Annotated in this window: 19 protein-coding genes; 10 read left to right on the top strand and 9 right to left on the bottom strand. The window is 38.6% G+C overall.

Features of this window, described 5'->3' with window-relative positions:
• The first annotated feature begins 20 nt into the window (after positions 1-20).
• From GQR38_RS05270 to GQR38_RS05235, 8 genes are all read left to right on the top strand, one after another.
• Complete coding sequence (locus GQR38_RS05270; RefSeq protein ID WP_024589771.1) at positions 21-641, top strand: MarC family protein; 621 nt, start codon at positions 21-23, stop codon at positions 639-641.
• A gap of 123 nt (positions 642-764) precedes the next feature.
• A complete protein-coding gene (gene dusA, locus GQR38_RS05265) occupies positions 765-1697 on the top strand; it encodes a tRNA dihydrouridine(20/20a) synthase DusA (RefSeq protein WP_024594008.1) in 933 nt (310 codons plus the stop codon).
• A gap of 244 nt (positions 1698-1941) precedes the next feature.
• Positions 1942-2622 carry a PspA/IM30 family protein gene (locus tag GQR38_RS05260; protein WP_165721146.1) on the top strand — a complete coding sequence of 227 codons (681 nt, stop codon included), beginning with the start codon at positions 1942-1944 and terminating at the stop codon, positions 2620-2622.
• A 9-nt stretch (positions 2623-2631) separates the two neighbouring features.
• Entirely contained in the window at positions 2632-2838 is a 207-nt protein-coding gene (locus GQR38_RS05255) for a PspC domain-containing protein (protein ID WP_008172691.1), read from the top strand.
• Positions 2839-3010: 172 nt separating this feature from the next.
• Positions 3011-3337, top strand: coding sequence for a hypothetical protein (locus tag GQR38_RS05250; protein WP_010554260.1), 327 nt, complete (start codon positions 3011-3013; stop codon positions 3335-3337).
• 79 nt (positions 3338-3416) lie between these two features.
• Entirely contained in the window at positions 3417-3926 is a 510-nt protein-coding gene (locus tag GQR38_RS05245; RefSeq protein WP_165721260.1) for a copper chaperone PCu(A)C, read from the top strand.
• An 8-nt stretch (positions 3927-3934) separates the two neighbouring features.
• Positions 3935-4921 (top strand): DUF2333 family protein, encoded by a 987-nt coding sequence (locus tag GQR38_RS05240; protein ID WP_010554262.1) that lies wholly within the window; start codon positions 3935-3937, stop codon positions 4919-4921.
• A 3-nt stretch (positions 4922-4924) separates the two neighbouring features.
• Positions 4925-5695, top strand: a complete 771-nt coding sequence (locus GQR38_RS05235; protein ID WP_007580285.1) for a TIGR04219 family outer membrane beta-barrel protein — start codon at positions 4925-4927, stop codon at positions 5693-5695.
• A gap of 33 nt (positions 5696-5728) precedes the next feature.
• Here the strand turns inward: GQR38_RS05235 and GQR38_RS05230 are convergent, their stop codons facing one another.
• Both GQR38_RS05230 and GQR38_RS05225 read right to left on the bottom strand, forming a co-directional pair.
• Positions 5729-6616, bottom strand: a complete 888-nt coding sequence (locus GQR38_RS05230) for a TIGR03899 family protein (RefSeq protein WP_024594005.1) — start codon at positions 6614-6616, stop codon at positions 5729-5731.
• Positions 6585-7166, bottom strand: a complete 582-nt coding sequence (locus GQR38_RS05225) for an SRPBCC family protein (protein WP_007580289.1) — start codon at positions 7164-7166, stop codon at positions 6585-6587. Before GQR38_RS05225 ends, GQR38_RS05230 begins: the two co-directional genes overlap by 32 nt.
• A 111-nt stretch (positions 7167-7277) precedes the next feature.
• Here GQR38_RS05225 and GQR38_RS05220 point away from each other — a divergent pair, with 111 nt between their 5' ends.
• Complete coding sequence (locus GQR38_RS05220) at positions 7278-9467, top strand: EAL domain-containing protein (protein ID WP_165721145.1); 2190 nt, start codon at positions 7278-7280, stop codon at positions 9465-9467.
• A gap of 130 nt (positions 9468-9597) precedes the next feature.
• Positions 9598-11775 carry a YgiQ family radical SAM protein gene (locus GQR38_RS05215; RefSeq protein ID WP_165721144.1) on the top strand — a complete coding sequence of 726 codons (2178 nt, stop codon included), beginning with the start codon at positions 9598-9600 and terminating at the stop codon, positions 11773-11775.
• A gap of 456 nt (positions 11776-12231) precedes the next feature.
• Here the strand turns inward: GQR38_RS05215 and GQR38_RS05210 are convergent, their stop codons facing one another.
• The 7 genes from GQR38_RS05210 to GQR38_RS05180 form a co-directional block, all read right to left on the bottom strand.
• Complete coding sequence (locus GQR38_RS05210; RefSeq protein ID WP_165721143.1) at positions 12232-12783, bottom strand: protein disulfide oxidoreductase; 552 nt, start codon at positions 12781-12783, stop codon at positions 12232-12234.
• Positions 12784-12839: 56 nt separating this feature from the next.
• A complete protein-coding gene (gene mgtE / locus GQR38_RS05205) occupies positions 12840-14198 on the bottom strand; it encodes a magnesium transporter (protein ID WP_007580297.1) in 1359 nt (452 codons plus the stop codon).
• Between the two features lie 130 nt (positions 14199-14328).
• Complete coding sequence (locus tag GQR38_RS05200) at positions 14329-14601, bottom strand: HPr family phosphocarrier protein (RefSeq protein ID WP_002957937.1); 273 nt, start codon at positions 14599-14601, stop codon at positions 14329-14331.
• 42 nt (positions 14602-14643) lie between these two features.
• Entirely contained in the window at positions 14644-15489 is an 846-nt protein-coding gene (gene rapZ, locus GQR38_RS05195) for an RNase adapter RapZ (RefSeq protein WP_010554269.1), read from the bottom strand.
• A gap of 18 nt (positions 15490-15507) precedes the next feature.
• On the bottom strand, positions 15508-15960 hold the full coding sequence (gene ptsN, locus GQR38_RS05190; protein ID WP_024590190.1) for a PTS IIA-like nitrogen regulatory protein PtsN: 453 nt from the start codon (positions 15958-15960) through the stop codon (positions 15508-15510).
• 4 nt (positions 15961-15964) lie between these two features.
• The gene (gene hpf, locus GQR38_RS05185; RefSeq protein ID WP_007580301.1) at positions 15965-16252 is read right to left on the bottom strand and encodes a ribosome hibernation promoting factor; all 288 of its coding nucleotides are present in this window, start codon (positions 16250-16252) and stop codon (positions 15965-15967) included.
• A gap of 26 nt (positions 16253-16278) precedes the next feature.
• On the bottom strand, positions 16279-17778 hold the full coding sequence (locus GQR38_RS05180) for an RNA polymerase factor sigma-54 (protein ID WP_007580303.1): 1500 nt from the start codon (positions 17776-17778) through the stop codon (positions 16279-16281).
• Positions 17779-17808: the final 30 nt, after the last annotated feature.

The following is a 17808-nucleotide window of genomic DNA, read 5'->3' as shown; positions in this document are numbered from 1 at the left end:
TTTACCTAGGAAACCCAGTAATGCACGAACTATTGGCTATATTTATTTTCTTTTTTGCGGTTATTGACCCCATTGGCACTGTACCTGTATTTATTGCAGTCACACGTGGTGATGATGAGAAATTTAAACGTAAAGTTATATTTAAAGCGGTAGGCGTATCTGCATTAGTGCTCTTATTTTTTGTACTCGCAGGTGAGCAATTACTTAACGCAATTGAAATTCCACTTTCGGCTTTTCAAATAGCCGGCGGTATCATATTACTTATTTTTGCGCTTTCAATGATATTTGGTGAAAGTAAGCCTGAAGCCGAGATTAAAAGTGTACGCGACAGCACTGAAACCGCTATTTTTCCGCTTGCGATTCCGTCTATCGCGAGCCCTGGCGCTATGTTAGGCGCCGTATTAATGACTCGTAATGAAGAATATACCTGGGTTGAGCAATTACTAACGTCTTCAATGATGCTTGCTGTATTAGCGGTTGTACTGGTTTTGTTACTGCTTGCAACGCATGTACATAAATTAATTGGTGATAGTGGTGCAAGTATAATAAGTAGAATTATGGGGCTTATTTTAAGCTCGGTTGCGGTTACCAATATTTTAAATGGCATAGCCCATTATTTTGGCTTGCAGGTATTCTCTTAACATTGATGCCTGCCAGGCTTTTGTGTAAAATGCAGCGCCTTTTAAGCTGTGCTTAATAACTTTAATACCCTGAGGTTTGCTTTGAATAAATGTACTTTGGATAGACGCTTTTCTGTGGCACCAATGCTTGATTGGACTGATCGCCATTGTCGTACTTTTCATCGCAAAATGACTAAACATACTGTGCTTTATACTGAAATGATAACCACAGGGGCTATTTTATTTGGTCGAGGCGACTACTTACATTTTAATAAACACGAAGGCCCAGTTGCACTGCAACTTGGTGGCTCTGATCCTAAAGCGCTTGCGCAATGTGCAAAGCTCGCAGGTGAGCGTGGTTATGACGAAATAAATTTAAATGTAGGTTGCCCGTCAGACAGAGTTCAAAATGGTCGATTTGGCGCATGCTTAATGGCTGAGCCTCAATTAGTTGCGGACTGTGTTGCAGCAATGAAAAACGAAGTAAGTATTCCTGTAACTGTTAAAACGCGTATTGGTATTGATGAGCAAGATTCGTATGAGTTTTTATGTGCGCTTATTGAAGCGTCTCATAAAGTAGGATGTGATGATTTTATTATTCATGCTCGTAAAGCATGGCTTAATGGTTTAAGCCCGAAAGAAAATCGTGAAGTCCCACCGCTTGATTACCCACGTGTTTATCAACTTAAAAAAGATTATCCGCAGCTAGACTTAAGCCTAAATGGCGGCGTTAAAACAATTGAGCAGAGCCTAGAACATCTACAACATATTGATGGTGTAATGATTGGGCGTGAAGCTTACAGTAACCCATTTATGCTCAATGACGTTGATGAGAAAATTTATGGTGATGCTGCAAACACACAATCACGCCACGACGTAGTGCGCTCAATGTACAGCTACATTGAAGAAGAAATGCGTTTGGGTGCTAATTTTTGGCATATTGCACGTCACATGCTCGGTATTTTTCAGGGGCAGCCTGGTGCACGAGGTTTTAGACGCCACCTTTCTGAAAGTGGTCATGGTAAGCAAGCTGATTTATCGGTAATGGATAAAGCATTAAGCTTTGTACCAGAATAAAGCTAAGCTTTAAAAGTTCTAAATTTAAGCCACTTTCGAGTGGCTTTTTTGATCCTAAATATTAGTCAAAAGCATAATTTATTGGCCAATTACACTCTATGCTGTTCAGCTGGAAGTCACTAAAAACTAGAGTGCTTATTGTTTATCACTATGATTTTAAATGTTTTATTTTTGTTTTGATGAACTTGGCACAACTCTTGGAATCTTCTTGTTGAAATTAATTAAAAATCAACAGGAGAATACCATGGGAATATTTAACCGCGTAAATGATGTAATTCAATCAAACATTGTCGCTATGCTTGATAAAGCTGAAGACCCAGAAAAACTTTTAAACTTGATGCTTACCGAGATGCAAGATGCGTTGAATGAGTGCCGTAGTACAGCAGCCGCTTTATTGTGTGAAGAGAAAATAATTAATCGCCAAATTGATACTAAAAAAACAGAATTAGCAGCTTGGCAAGTTAAAGCAGAACGTGCGGTTGAGAAGGGCAGTGATGACCTTGCTAAGTCTGCCTTACTTGAAAAGCAGCGCGTTAACGAAAGCATTGAAAATAAGCAAACTCAACTAGAAACACTGCAAGAGTCTATTGCAAAAATTAAGGTTGATTGTGAGCGTCTGCAGCAAAAAATGGCTATGGCTAAAACTAAGCAAGCTCAGTTAATGCAGCGTCATAATGTTGCTATTGCTAGAGGGCGGATCAGTACGCAACTACAAAGCGATAAAGTAGCTCATGCGTTGTCTCGTTTTGAACAAATAGAGCAGCGTGTTGAAGGTATTGAAGCTCAAGTAGAGGCTTATGAGCTGACTGATACAGCAAGCTCTACGAGTGCCCAAATTGAGTCGTTAGTTAAAAATGAAAAAATTGATGCTGAACTGGCTCGCTTAAAAGCGAACTTAAATACTAATTTAAAACAAACTGCTTAGGAGATTGCTATGAACAGCTTTAATCGTCAACGAGGTTGGTATAAAGATACTCTAAATAAAAAAATATCGGGTGTTTGTAGTGGTTTAGCTCATAGATTGGACTTTCCTGTATGGGCAACACGCGTAGTTACTATTTTGTTGTTTTTGAGTTTTCCGTTTGCAATTGCACTTGGTTATTTTATAGCGCATTGCTGCCTTGAAAATAAAGAGTATTAATACCAATAGGCATAAATATTTGAACAATTTAACGAATTAAATCACTCTATAACGTTGTTAAAAATTTTTATTTAGAACAACTAGATATAAAAATTTTTGCCTAGTTATAGCGAAATTTTCTTATCATTAAATCGACCTCATATATAAGCCGGTTAGTATAAGGAGAATTACTATGAAAGCTTTGGCAGTATGTGTAATTATCTATTTATTACTGTTTACTGATTTAATAACGTTTGTGCAGATTGATTCTTGGCAGTTGCCGTTATGGATTGCTGATATTAGCTGGGCTGGGCTTGAGCTTGTAGGTGCTTTGGCCGCAATTGTTGCTGTAGTTGCTGTAGTGGCTTTAATTACTATGGGATTAGTTGGTGCGGGTGTAGTGGCATTAGCAGGGACTGTTTTAGCGCTTTTATTCGGATCTATAATGATTGCATGGCCGTTACTATTTGTTGCAGTGTTGTGTTGGCTTGTTGCCGATAACAAAAAAGTAGCCTCTTAATCCTTAATTTGACTGACTATTATAGGTTAACTATGTTAAATTTAGCCTGTAATTTAAAGTTTTCATAAGGATAAGAATGATGATGAAACTATGTTTTTCGATGGCTTCTGCATTAATATTTAGTTTTTTTTCGTCATCGTTGGCGGCGCACTCAGGGCACGATCATGGTTCTGATGTGGCTGTGCTCGAAGTAACTAACGCGCAAGTTAGAGAGTTTTTACCTGGCAGTACTTCAACTGTAGGTTATTTAACGCTAATAAATCACAGTGGAGCCGCAGCAACTTTAACTAAGGCAACTATTGATGGCTTAGGGCGTGTTGAAATACACGAGCATTCACATGTAGACGGCATGATGAAAATGCAACAAGTTGAATCAGTTGAAATTAAAGCGCACGAAAGTGTCAGTTTTCAACCTGGCGGTTATCATTTAATGGTATTTGAACCACAAGAGCCATTAAAAGTAGGGCAAGAACGCAAACTCACGCTATATTTTAGTGACGGTAATCGCTTGTTCACTAATGCTCAAGTCGTGTCGCTTGAAGCGCAAGCTACGCAGTCAAAACCATCTACTCAACACGCTCATCACTAGGAGTACACATGTCGCAACACAAAGGAAAAATAGCAGGAATAGTTGTTTTACTGCTTATCATATTTTACGCAATTGCTGTTTACTGGAGCACTGAGCCTTCACGTTTTGATGTTGTTGCAAACGCCAAAGAGCAAGCGCAGCTTCGTAATGAAAAAATAGTTACGGGTTATGTAACGACTTCTACATTAATTACAGTAGCAAATACCTTACTAGATAAACCCGGTGGCTACTTATCAAATGATGTAATACCACCAAGTATTATTATGGATGATATGCCGGCGTGGGAATATGGCGCACTAGAAATGGTACGTGATTTATCGCTTTCTATGCGAAAAGATTTTAGCCGTTCACAATCACAGTCTACGGAACATGAAGCACTTAAAAAGGCGCAGCCACAGTTTAATATAAGCTCTGAAGCATGGGCATGGCCAAGTGCTGAAGGTGAGTACCAAAAAGGTATTGACTACTTAATGGTATATCGTGGACAAATTGCTAACGAGCATGAGCGTGATAGTCAATTTTATGCACGAGCAGATAACTTACGTAGTTGGCTTAAAGAAGCTGAAAAACGTTTAGGTAGTTTAAGCCAGCGTTTAAGCGCAAGCGTAGGCCAAGAAAAAGTGAATACCGATTTAGCAGGTAATTCATCTAATAAACAAGCAACCCTTGCTCCACTGCAGCAACAAGTAAGAACGCCGTGGTTAGAAATCGACGACGTGTTTTACGAGTCGCGCGGTGCTACTTGGGCGTTACTACACTTTTTACAAGCGATAGAGTATGACTTTAATGATGTACTTGAAAAGAAAAATGCACGTGTAAGCGTTCAGCAAATCATACGTGAACTTGAGGCAACTCAAGAAACAGTATGGAGCCCACTTATTTTAAACGGGAATGGTTTTGGCTATGTTGCTAACCACTCTTTAGTTATGGCAAATTATATTTCTAGAGCCAATGCGGCTTTAATCGAACTTAGCGAACTACTAGCTCAAGGATAAAAAATGAAAAAGTATTGTTTAGCAGCAGCCCTTTCAATGGCATGTTTAGCACCGGCAGCGCAAGCTGACACTCTACTAGGTTTATACGTAGGTGTTGATGGATGGAAGTCAGATAACGATGGCCAATTTTCTTATAAAAATAATGCATCTCAAGATTTTAATTTTGAAGATGAGACTTTTGTAAGTTATTACGCGGCGCTTGAGCACCCAGTGCCGTTAGTACCAAATATCAAATTAAAGTATACAGAGCTTGAGTTAAATGGTTCTGCGCTGCTTACAGATACATTTAGCTTTAATGGTTCTGATTATGTTGTTGGTTCTACTGTAAATACGGTAAGTGATTTAACGCATATTGATTATATTTTTTATTATGAAATTTTTGATAATGACTTAATTTCAATAGACCTAGGTTTAAATGCTAAACAGTTTGACGGTGATATTGTTGTAAGTGGTACTACCCAAAATGGTGGTACTAACTTTACCGAAACCAAAGACTTCTCTGGTTTTGTTCCTCTTGCATACGGCCGTGCCGAAGCTGGCTTACCATTTACTGGTTTAAGTGTATTTTTTGAAGGTAGCTTTTTGGCTATTGACGACAGTAAAGTACAAGATTACCAAGTAGGTGTAGCGTGGGAACTTATTGATAACTTGGCAGTAGATGTTGCTGTTAAAGCAGGTTACCGCTCTATGGTATTAGAACTTGATGATGTAGATGATATTACTACTGATATTGATGCATCTGGCCCATTTGCGGGTATTCAGGTTCATTTTTAATTAGTACTTTCTAATTAAATGAAGCGTGGCATATTATTTTATTGCGTGCCACGCTAAATCAAACTCTCCCTCTAGCGCATTATTAATCAACTGCTTATAGACCTTATTGACAGGGAAATTAATGAGTTTAGATAGCTCATCACCTGTTTGAGTAAATTTGTAATAGCTTAATACCAAATCACTACTCTTTGCTTTTAACGTTACTTTTTGCGATAAAAATGAAAGGGTAAGTTCTTGCCCCGCTTTAAGCACTGCAGATTCAATTTCTTTTCTATACAGTAAATTAAGATCCATGAGCGTTAAAATATCAGGAAAGCTAATACCCGTTTTTCCTAAATTTAAAGATACTTTATTGCCTTTTCGTAGCAAATCAAACAACGATGGTTTTTTGTAAAAGCCGAGTAATATAAAGTGGCTGTCGTCTTTTTCGTTATAGCCTGAGAGCGACACACATTTTTGCAAAGAGTCTGCTTCTCGCTGTGTCATATGCTTTAAAGTTTGTAGGCTTTTAATTGAAAACGTACCAGGATTGAGTGTTTCTCCTGTTAAAATTTTTGCCCATAAAATTTGCATTGATTCATTAGAAGTATCTTCACACAGAGCTATAAAATGCTCTACCCAATCAACATCGGGCTGTTTACTACTTGCTACATCAGGGCAAAACCCCATAGCCATTGCTAAAATTGATTCTATATTTTGTTGTTGTTTAATAAGTAATAAATCTTGGCGCTTTTGAGCGCGAGCTAAAACAGAGTTTTCACTGTTAATATGATAAAGCGGCTTAATTTGGCCCTTAATATCGTAACTTTGCTCGTTAGTGGGTAGTACACCGTTACTACCTACTTTTGTTATAGGGTAACCAAGTAAGGATTCGATGATGTTGGCAAGATTAATTCTCGCCTGTGCTGTTTTGACTGTCATGACTGTGCATTATCCTTTGTGGATCACTAAGCTGTGCAACAGTTTGAAGGTTATTTAAACCCAGTGAAACTGTATTACTGAGTACGTACTCGCTTAAAATTGCAGTGTAACCAGATATTAAAGGAGCAGTTGTTTGACCTTTAATATTACATATTAACGTAACTATACCGTTTTGCTCGCTAAGGTTAAAAGTGCCTCTAATAATATGTTCAGCATTTAAAAGTATGTTGAAGCTGACTTTATTTTGGCTTACCGAAGTTATGATCATTTCACCATATCCCCATTTTCCTTTCCAAGACTGATGAGCCCCTAGGCCAGAACTGGGTTCGCCCAAAGTAAAACGTATGCTGGGGTCTACTTTTTCCCATGGAGACCATTTTTGCCATTGGCTAAAGTCGGTGATAAGCGGCTTTATTACTTTAAGATTGGCATTAATTTCGATTGTTTTATTTACACTATAACTTTGAGGCAGTATTAGCCCTACCAGTGCCAATACTAATAGTAATAACAGTACGCATTTGATTAATATTTTTAATGGTTTAATAAGCACACCTTTTATTAGTTTTTCAAGTTGAAATACAACAACTTTTTATTAATCGACTATAGTATGAATTAGATTATAAACCAAAAATAATTTATTGATTGCTACTTAGGAGAGCGAATGTCGTCAGATCAAAACGATTTTTTATTTTTTGAACAAGATTTTGAAGACGATGCTGTTGTTGAGCAGACTAAGTTTTGGGATATTTTAATTGTTGATGACGAACCTGAGATTCATTCTGTAACAAAATTAGCTTTGTCTGGCGTTGAGTTTTTAGGGGCTGGCTTGCGATTTCACGATGCTTATTCGGGTGCAGAAGCAATAGAAGTGCTAGCTAAAAATAAAAATATTTCGGTTATTTTTTTAGACGTTGTTATGGAAACTGACGATGCCGGTTTGCAGGTTGTAAAAAGGGTGCGTGACGAATTAAATAATCAACATGTAAGAATTATTTTAAGAACAGGGCAAGCAGGTATTACACCAGAAGAAAAAGTAATACGAGAATACGACATAAATGACTATAAAACGAAAACAGAGCTGACTCGTTCTAAGTTAGTAACTTCGCTTATAACCGCTATTCGCTCATACGAGCAGGTATGTCAGCTTGAATATCAAAGTGATGCAATGAACACGATTGTTTCAGCATCAAAGTCTATTTTAGGACTTACTGATGTTAAGCAATTATGCAAAGAAATTATTAAGCACATGAGTATTATTTTAAAATGTTCACCTAGAGGGCTTGTTTGCAGTAAGTTAGATGGCGATGACTTTATTCAAGTCTTAGGTGGTTGCGGGCATTACGAAAGCTATTTTGGTAAAAAATTAATTAATGTTGATAGCAAAGTATTTGAACAAGTTGAGTCGTGTTTTGGTTTGTCAAAGCACCAACACATAGACTCAAGTTCAACATTTATATTAAAAAGTAAGCATCGAAAAGCGGCTTTATATATAGAGTGCGACCACATTCCCTTACAAGCACAGCTACAATTTGCTGAAATTTTCTTAACTAATGTAAGTGTAGCACTTGATAACATAAGGTTATTTGTAAAGTTAAGAGATGCTGCTTATAAAGATGTGCTTACTGGTATTTCAAATCGTACTAACTTTATTGAGCGGGTGGTGAGTTATCAAAAGCCACACGTGAACGATCATGTATTTGTATTACTTGATGTAGTTAATTTTGCAGATATTAATAATGGCTTAGGGCAAGAGGTCGGCAATAAAGTATTAATTGGCATTGTGCAAAGGTTAAGAGAAAATTACCCAACAGCTAAATTACTATCACGTATTGGCGCTGATGTTTTTGGTTTTATTATTCGCCAAGACGAATTTGACTTAAAAAAGTTGAATGAGCAATTAGGTATTTCATTTTACGCAGAAGAACATTTACTCCCTATCGATTTTAGAGTGGGCTTATGCCAACAACAAGACTTTCAAAGTAGCGGTATTGATACACTGAAAGTTGCTTATATTGCACTTGACCAAGCTAAAAAAGCAAAACATAAAGAAGGCGTTTATTACAATATTGATATGCAAGATAAGATGGCTTGGCGGATAGGGATTATTAGGCAGTTACGTCATGACTTTGCTCGAAATAAATTAGAGGTATGGTACCAACCTCAACTTGCACTAGATGACTTATCGCTAATTGGATGTGAGGCATTATTACGCTGGCCGGCAAGTGATGGCGTGTATATATCGCCGGCTGTGTTTGTGCCACTTGCAGAGGATGCGGGCTTAATTGTTGATATAGGGCAGTGGGTATTAGAACAAGCTTGCCAACAGCAAAAGCGCCTAGAAAATATGGGCACAGAAATTTGTATTGCAGTTAATGTGTCTGTTCCACAGTTTAAAGTAAAAGGTTATGCGCAAACTGTTAAAAATACATTGTTAAAATATGGTGTTAAGCCAAAAAACATAGAATTAGAAATCACCGAGAGCGTAGTAATGGATGAGCTGGAAACGGTTATTAGTACACTAAGCGAGCTAAAAGAACTCGGAATGGAAGTTGCTATTGATGACTTTGGTACTGGTTTTTCGTCGCTGAGTTACATTCAAAGTTTACCTTTGGATCGGTTGAAAATAGATCGTGCATTTATTAAAGATTTACCAAATGATGACACTGGCGCTATTGCTGCCTTAGTTATATCTCTTGGTGCTAAGTTGGGCTTAAAAACGATTGCTGAAGGGGTCGAAACACAAGAGCAAGCCCAGTTCTTAAAAAATTTAGGATGCGATGAAGTACAAGGTTTTATGTATGCTAAACCCATGCCTGAAAATGAATTAATAGAATTTATAAATAAACGCTAAAAAGATTAACTTATTATTTAAGCTAATGAACGATTTAGAATTTAAGGCGCGATATGCTTTGACTACTTTGTATATATAAACAATTTAGTAGGGTATAATTCGCGCCTTTTGTTATTCTACGGCCACAATTATGAGCACACTCAAAGCTAAGCGCGCCTTATTTTCATACCCTAAATACTGGGCTGAATGTTATGGCACCGCGCCATTTTTACCAACTACACGTGAAGAAATGGATGCACTTGGCTGGGATAGCTGCGACATAATAATAATTAGTGGCGACGCGTACGTTGATCATCCTAGTTTTGGTATGGCGGTAATTGGCCGTGTACTTGAAGCGCAAGGTTTTAGAGTAGGTATTATCGCCCAGCCAGCATGGGACTCTAAAGATGCATTTATGGAACTAGGCAGACCGAATTTATTTTTTGGTGTAACAGCTGGCAACATGGATTCGATGATTAACCGCTATACAGCTGAAAAGCGTATGCGCCACGATGATGCTTACACGCCAGATAACGTAGGTGGTAAACGTCCAGATCGCGCCGTAATGATTTACTCGCAAAAATGCCGTGAAGCATACAAAGGTATCCCAATTGTTATTGGCGGTATTGAAGCGAGCCTTCGTCGTATAGCTCATTACGACTATTGGCAAGAAAAAGTACGTCGTAGTATTTTGTTTGATGCAAAAGCTGATATTTTAATTTACGGTAACGCAGAGCGTCCGTTAGTTGAAGTTGCACATCGTATTGCTGCGGGTGAAACAATGGACACTATTCAAGATATTCGCGGCACGGCTGTTATCAGAAAAGAACCTTTACCAGGTTGGCGTGGAAGTGACTCCACCGCTATAGATAAAATTGGTAAAATCGACCCTATTCCAAATCCATACGGCGCTGATGATGTTGGCTGTAGTAAATCTGAATTTAAACAAGCCGGTATAGATTTAAAAGCAGAAGCTGCAAAACCAATTATGGTTCAGCCTGCGCGACCTAAGCCGTGGGAAAAAACCTATGTTAAGTTACCTGCTTATGAGCAAGTAAGTGTTAACAAACCTTTATATGCCCATGCTTCGCGTATTTTACATCAAGAAACAAACCCTGGTTGTGCAAGAGCGCTGTTTCAACGACATGGCGAACGCTCTATTTGGGTTAACCCGCCAGCATATCCATTAGAAACACATGAAATGGATGCTGTATTTGGTTTACCGTACCAGCGTATTCCTCACCCAAGTTACGGCGACTCTAAAATTCCTGCTTACGACATGATAAAAACGTCAGTTAATATTATGCGCGGCTGTTTTGGAGGTTGTTCGTTTTGCTCAATTACGGAGCATGAAGGGCGTATTATTCAAAGCCGTTCGCAAGAATCAATTATTGAAGAAATTGAACAGATTAGAGATAAGGTACCCGGTTTTACTGGTGTTATCTCTGACTTAGGTGGCCCAACGGCAAATATGTATAAACTGCGTTGTACTAGCAAAAAGGCAGAAAGTACCTGTAGACGTTTATCATGTGTGTATCCTGAAATTTGTAAGCATATGGATACAGATCATACGCCAACAATAGACTTATACAAAAAAGCACGTGAAGTTAAGGGTATCAAAAAGGTATTGATTGCTTCCGGTGTTCGTTACGACTTAGCTGTACGCGACCCGCGTTACGTTAAAGAATTAGTAACGCATCATGTAGGTGGCTACTTAAAAATAGCGCCAGAGCATACAGAAGATGGTCCATTATCAAAAATGATGAAACCAGGTATGGGGGCGTACGATCAATTTAAAGAATTATTTGATAAGTACTCTAAAGAAGCCGGTAAAAAGCAGTATTTAATTCCTTACTTTATATCTGCTCACCCAGGGACAAAAGATGAAGATATGGTAAACATGGCTTTATGGCTTAAATCAAACGACTTTAAGCTTGATCAGGTACAAAATTTTTACCCATCACCGATGGCTAATGCGACGACTATTTACCACACTGAAATGAACTCTTTACGGAATATAAAAAACAATACAGAAGTTGTTCCAGTACCTAAAGGTGCTCGCCAACGTAGATTACATAAAGCTATTTTACGTTACCATGATGCAGCAGGTTGGCCGATGATACGTGAAGCACTGCGTAAAATGGGTAAAGCTAATTTAATTGGTAAAGGGCCTAACTGTTTAGTGCCTGAAGAAGGGCGTGATGAAAAAGCAGGTAAAGGTGGCAGTAAAGGCGGACGTCCTGCACTAACGCGACATACCGGCTTTAGCCAATTTAAAAAGGCAAACACTAAACCAAAAGTAGGCGGTAATCGTCAAAGTACACGTTAGTGATTCAATCTATTAATAACTAGGGCGTGTTGATCTTTGGTGGGTGAATTTGCAGCAGTATGTTTGGTTTTTAGGCAAGGCGGAGCCTATGTAGTGTGGTTATTCCCCATGAATAGGCGATAACGCAGCATAAATACCAAACATGCGCTGCCCTTTGGGTTCTTTCTAGGGACGATTAACTCTTTGTTGCTCGGTTTTTACTTAGCCCACTAGGTTACAAACCTCGCGCCGCGATTTAATCGCCCCTAGATTGAACAAATTTCAATCCACAAAGATCAACACGCCCTAGTAGATTAGTTTAATTACGCTAAGGGTTTTTAAACCCTTTTAATGCGTAAATTAAGTAAACCTTGCTCTTTATTATCTATATTATTGTAGGTGATAAAGAGCAAGCTTTTAGAAACCCCTCTTGAGATAGCACATATTTAGTGCCTATATACTTGCAGTTAGTTTTTCTTAAAACGTTGATGATAACCACAAACGTAATTTAAGTGACCATAACGGCTGAATGCCTGTTAGCCCTTGCGTCATTTTATTATCTTTTAAGATTATATAAGATGGCGTGACTTGCCCTTGCCAATCGGCAAATATCTCACCGTGTTGATCGTTGACAGTGGTAAAACTGTAGCCATGATCATTTAGATACTCATGTAGTTTTTGATCCGAGCCTGATTTTATTGCGATGCTCACGACAGGGTAGTTATTCTCGTTTGCGAGTTCGTTTATGGCAGGGGAGGTAATACTACAAATAGGGCACCAAGTTCCCCAAAAATAGACAAGTGTTGGTTTATCTTGGCTCATTGCTGACAAATCAATGTTTTGCCCTTTATAATCTATTAATTGTAATTGAGGATTTGCTGGCATAACAGGTTGTCGCCACCAATTGACAGCGTTATAAATTACGAAAAATATGAAACCATATATCAACACACTTTTTAATATTGATAGGCCTTTTTGTTTTGGCGTTTTTTTAGGTGTGTCTTTTTTATTTTTGGTACCCGTTGTCATAGTTGCAGCTTTACCCTAAGTGTTTTTTACTTTAGTTATTTGCAAAAGTTTCTAATTTAAACCAGCAACCAAGTAGCAGTACCTAAAAAGGCGAATATACCCACAATGTCTGTAATTGTAGTTAAAACTACACTACCTGCAAGAGCGGGATCTATATTCATCTTTTTAAGAATAATAGGGATACTCGCACCAGCAACACCGGCCACCACTAAGTTCATAAACATAGCGAAGGCGAGTACGCCACCAAGCATAAAGTCCCACTGCCATAGGGCAATAACACCTGCTATTAACAACGACCACAAAACACCGTTTAACGCGCCAATAGCAAGCTCTTTCATCATCAAGAAACGTTGGTTAGTTTGATTTATATGACCTACCGCAATACCACGAATAACAAGCGTTAATGATTGGCTACCTGCAACACCACCCATAGAAGGGACAATACCGTTAAGCACAGCTAAAATAGGGAGCACATCTAAAGTGCCTTCAAAAAAGCTAGCTACAAAAGCAGCTGCAAGTGCAGTTAGTAAGTTGACACCTAACCAAACTGAGCGTTTTTTAGAGCTTTTTAGTACTGGCGCAAAGGTATCTTCTTCATCATCAAGACCGGCTAAGCCCAATAAACTATGCTCAGCATCTTCTCGGATTACGTCAACGATGTCATCGATCGTGACACGACCAAGGAGCTGATCGTTATCATCGACTACGGGGGCCGATATCCAATTATGACGTTCAAATAATTGCGCGACTTCACTTTCATCCATTGAGATTGGAATGGATTCACAATCTTCATCCATTAAATCGCGAACAATCTTTTCTGGCGGGTTAGTTAATAATGTACTCAGCGATAAAGCGCCTATAAAGCAGTTATGCTTATCAACAACGTACAAGTCATCGGTACCTTCTGGTAACTCGCCACGTAGCCTAATATATCTAAGTACAACATCGAGCGTAACATCAGGGCGAATGGTCACCGTATCGGTGTTCATTAGCGCGCCAGCAGAACGCTCTTGATACGAAAGTGCTTGTGTTGCACGTTCACGGTCTTGAATGTCCATCGCGCTAACAACGTCTTTATAAACGGTGTCCGGCAGACTACGTAATACTTCACCTAAGTCATCGTGGCCCATATCTTCTGTTGCGGCTGCAATGTGCTTAGGTTCCATTTGGGCAATAATGCCTAAACGAACATCTTCAGATAGTTCTTCAAGAACATCGCCTTGCACATCAGGATCAACCAACTGCCAAAGGAGTCGGCGAATTTTATGTGGTGATGATTCTAATAATAATGCGGTATCACAAGGAGCTGTTTTTGCGAGCATGCGCCTAACTTGAACAAATTGACCACTATTGAGTGACTTAGTCACCTGTTTTAGTTGCTGTAGTGGGTAATCTTGTTCAAAAGCTTCAGGCATTGGCGTCCTTTATAAATTTTTATATTACTTTATGGGGAGAGGTGAGTTAACTGGCGTCACTAACCGTATTTATTTTATATATCTGTTTTAGTTGGGGCATTAGTAATGCGAGCATTATTTTTATAACTGTTTATTCTTGTTCATTAAAACGTTGTGCTATTAATTCTCCAACAGCATGTAAAGCTTGCTCAGAATCGGGGCCTTTACATACAACTTTTACTTCTTTGCCTTGGCTACTTTCAAGTAACATTAATGCAAGTACGCTATCGCCTGCAGCTTCTTTGTCATCTTGAAATAATGTAATTGTCGCATCAAACTGCACTGCTAATTGGGCAAGCACGGTGGCTGCTCTGGCGTGCAATCCTAATTTGTTTTTTATTAAAAAAGTGTCTTCACAATGCATAACTTACTCTACCTAAGCTGAACAGGTGATTATTCAGCTATATTATTTTTCTTGTTCGCGATGGCGAATTTTAACATTGGGATGTGTCATTGCAAAACTTTCACCGATAGTTTGCGCTAAATATACAGAGCGATGTTGTCCGCCTGTACACCCAATAGCAATGGTTAAATAACTGCGGTTATTTCGCTCTAAGTGCGGTAACCATGTTTGTACAAATGTTTGAATTTGCCATGTGAATTTTTGCACTATGCTGTGATTGGCCAAATAATCTTTAACAGGTTGATCTAACCCATTTAAAGGTTTTAATTCAGGTTCCCAATGTGGATTTGGTAAAAAGCGTGCATCAAATACGTAATCTGCTTCTTTTGGTATACCGTATTTAAAACCAAACGATTCAAACGTGACAATCAGTTGCTTATCTTTTTTACCTAAAATCTTTTCACGAATAGATTCAGCAAGTTGATGAACACTCAAATCAGTCGTGTCTATCATAAAGTCGGCGCGGGTGATTAATACATCAAGTAATTCTTTTTCTTTTTTGATGGCTAAATCAAGAGGCAACGAGTCAATTGATAGTGGGTGTAATCTACGAGTTTCAGAAAAACGTTTGATCAATGTTTGATCGTCGCTATCTAAATAAAATAACGTAGGTTTTGCAAAGCCAGGCAAGTATTCAAGAATATCGTTAAATTCATCTTGTTGTTTAGGGATGTTACGCACATCAATGCTAACAGCAATTTTATCGTAGCTATCAGACACACTGCGAACTAATGAAGGAAGCAAGTTAACTGGAATATTATCTACGCAATAATAACCTAAATCTTCTACAACGCGTAAAGCAACCGACTTTCCAGAACCAGAACGGCCGCTTATGATAATTAACTCCATTTAACACCCTTTATAAAACTATGATTGATTGACAATAACTTGGTAAAGCTCAGTATCTGATTTTGCACTGCGTAACTGTTTACAAAAATCTTTGTTGTTTAGTTTATCAGCAATGGTTGCTAGAGTCTTTAAGTGCTGCTGGTTATCGCCATCTGGTACGATGAGTGCGACGAAAATATCAACAGGGCGATTATCGATCGCATCAAAATTTATTGGAGTTTCGCTAACGAGTACTAAAGCCAAAGGCTCTTCTGCACCGCTCATTCTTCCATGAGGAATGGCAATGCCACGCCCTATACCTGTACTACCCAATTTTTCTCTGCTCATTAAAGCATTAAGAATATCTTGTTGCGGTAAATACGGAAGTTTGTCGTGGGCAAGTTCGCTAATGAACTCTAAAATTCTTTTTTTGCTATTAAAAAGGACCGCAGCTTTGCTGCAGTCCTGGCATATAAGTGAGCTTAATTTCATCATATTAGTGTCGAGCAAGCTTCTCTTTGTGTTTAATTACTTGTCGATCGAGCTTGTCGATCAACGAGTCAATGGCGGCATACATATCTTGATGTTCTGTAGAGGCAAATAGCTCAGCACCGCTTACGTGTATGGTGGCTTCTGCTTTTTGATTTAATTTTTCTACATCGAGAATGACATGAACATTATTAATATGATCAGAGTGTCTTTCTAGCTTCGCAAATTTGGTATTAATATAGTCTCTTAGTGAATCGGTTAATTCTACGTGACGACCAGTTAAGTTTAGTTGCATAAGCATTACCCTCTTTTTTTTGCGTCTTAAATCAAACTTTTACGCTGATTTGACGGTGGAATAGCCAGAGATTCGCGGTATTTTGCGATTGTACGTCTCGCTACTTTAATTCCTTGCTCAGCCAATATATCCGCTATTTTGCTATCACTCAATGGTTTTGCTGAGTTTTCTGCTGCGATTAATTTTCGGATAAGCGCACGGATTGCTGTAGATGAACATTCACCACCGTTTTCGGTGCTTACATGGCTTGAGAAAAAGTATTTAAGCTCAAATATACCACGGGGTGTGTGCATATACTTTTGGGTTGTTACGCGCGAAATTGTTGATTCGTGCATTTCTACCATTTCAGCAACATCATTTAAAACCATTGGTTTCATGGCTTCAGGACCGTGTTCAAAAAAGCCTTGTTGTTGCTTAACAATACAATTTGTTACTTTTAATAGCGTGTCGTTTCTACTTTCTAAGCTTTTAATAAACCATTTAGCTTCTTGTAAATGCGAGCGAATAAACTGGCTGTCACCACTGGATTTTACAGTGCGAGACATTGCAGCGTATTGGCTATTAACACGAATTTTAGGCATGCTATCTGGGTTTAACTCAACAACCCAGCGGCCTTTAATTTTTTTAACTGACACATCAGGAATAACATACTCAGATTCTTCTCTTACAATAGTATCTGCAGGTTTAGGGCTAAGAGTATGTATTAATGTCATTACTTCTTTAAGCTCTTCTTCTTTGAGCTTAGTTTTCTTCATTAATGTACGATAGTCACGAGCAGCTAATAAATCAATATGCTCGGTTAAAATCATTTTTGTTTCATTAATGTAAGGTGTTTCTTTATCAAACTGGTTAAGCTGAATACACAAACACTCTTGTAAGCTACGTGCAGCAATGCCTACTGGATCAAACAGTTGGATGCGTTTTAATACAGCTTCAATTTCATCAAGTTCGACTTCGTTATCATCTTCGTTTTCTTGATTAAAGCTTTCTAAAATCTCTTCGCAGCTTAGTGTTAAAATACCTGAATCATCGACGGCTTCTACAATAGCAATAGCAATAGCTTCGTCTGTAGGGCTAAATGGCGTTAGTTGTAACTGCCACATTAGATACTCATGGAGCGTTTCAGTAGAGGCGCCTTGGTATATTGATTCGTCTTCAGGCATCGGACCCGATGATGCTGCTGGAGCGGCACTCATGTACTCATCCCAACTAACATCCATAGCCATGTCGTCACTTAGCGTGTCTTTTGCAAGTGCTTCACCACTATCTTGTTCGTATTCGCTTGGAGCATCATCGGCAGATGCGCTAACAGTTATGTCATCTGTATCTGCTTTTTGCTCGTTTTTACCTGCAGCGTCTTCTGAATAGTCTGCTTCTTCAACCTCTAATAGCGGGTTGCTGTCGAGAGCTTCTTGTATTTCTTGCTGGAGATCCAATGTACTGAGTTGCAACAAACGAATAGCTTGTTGCAGCTGTGGAGTCATTGTAAGTTGCTGGCCCATGCGCAGCTGTAGTGATTGCCTCATGTATCTCTAACAATCCTTTTATGTTGTTAT

The sequence above is a fragment of the Pseudoalteromonas sp. c7(2019) genome, assembly GCF_011378625.1.
GTDB classification, from domain to species: Bacteria; Pseudomonadota; Gammaproteobacteria; order Enterobacterales; family Alteromonadaceae; genus Pseudoalteromonas; species Pseudoalteromonas arctica.
Note: the sequence above shows the minus strand (reverse complement) of the source record. Positions and strands in the feature narration are given on the sequence as shown.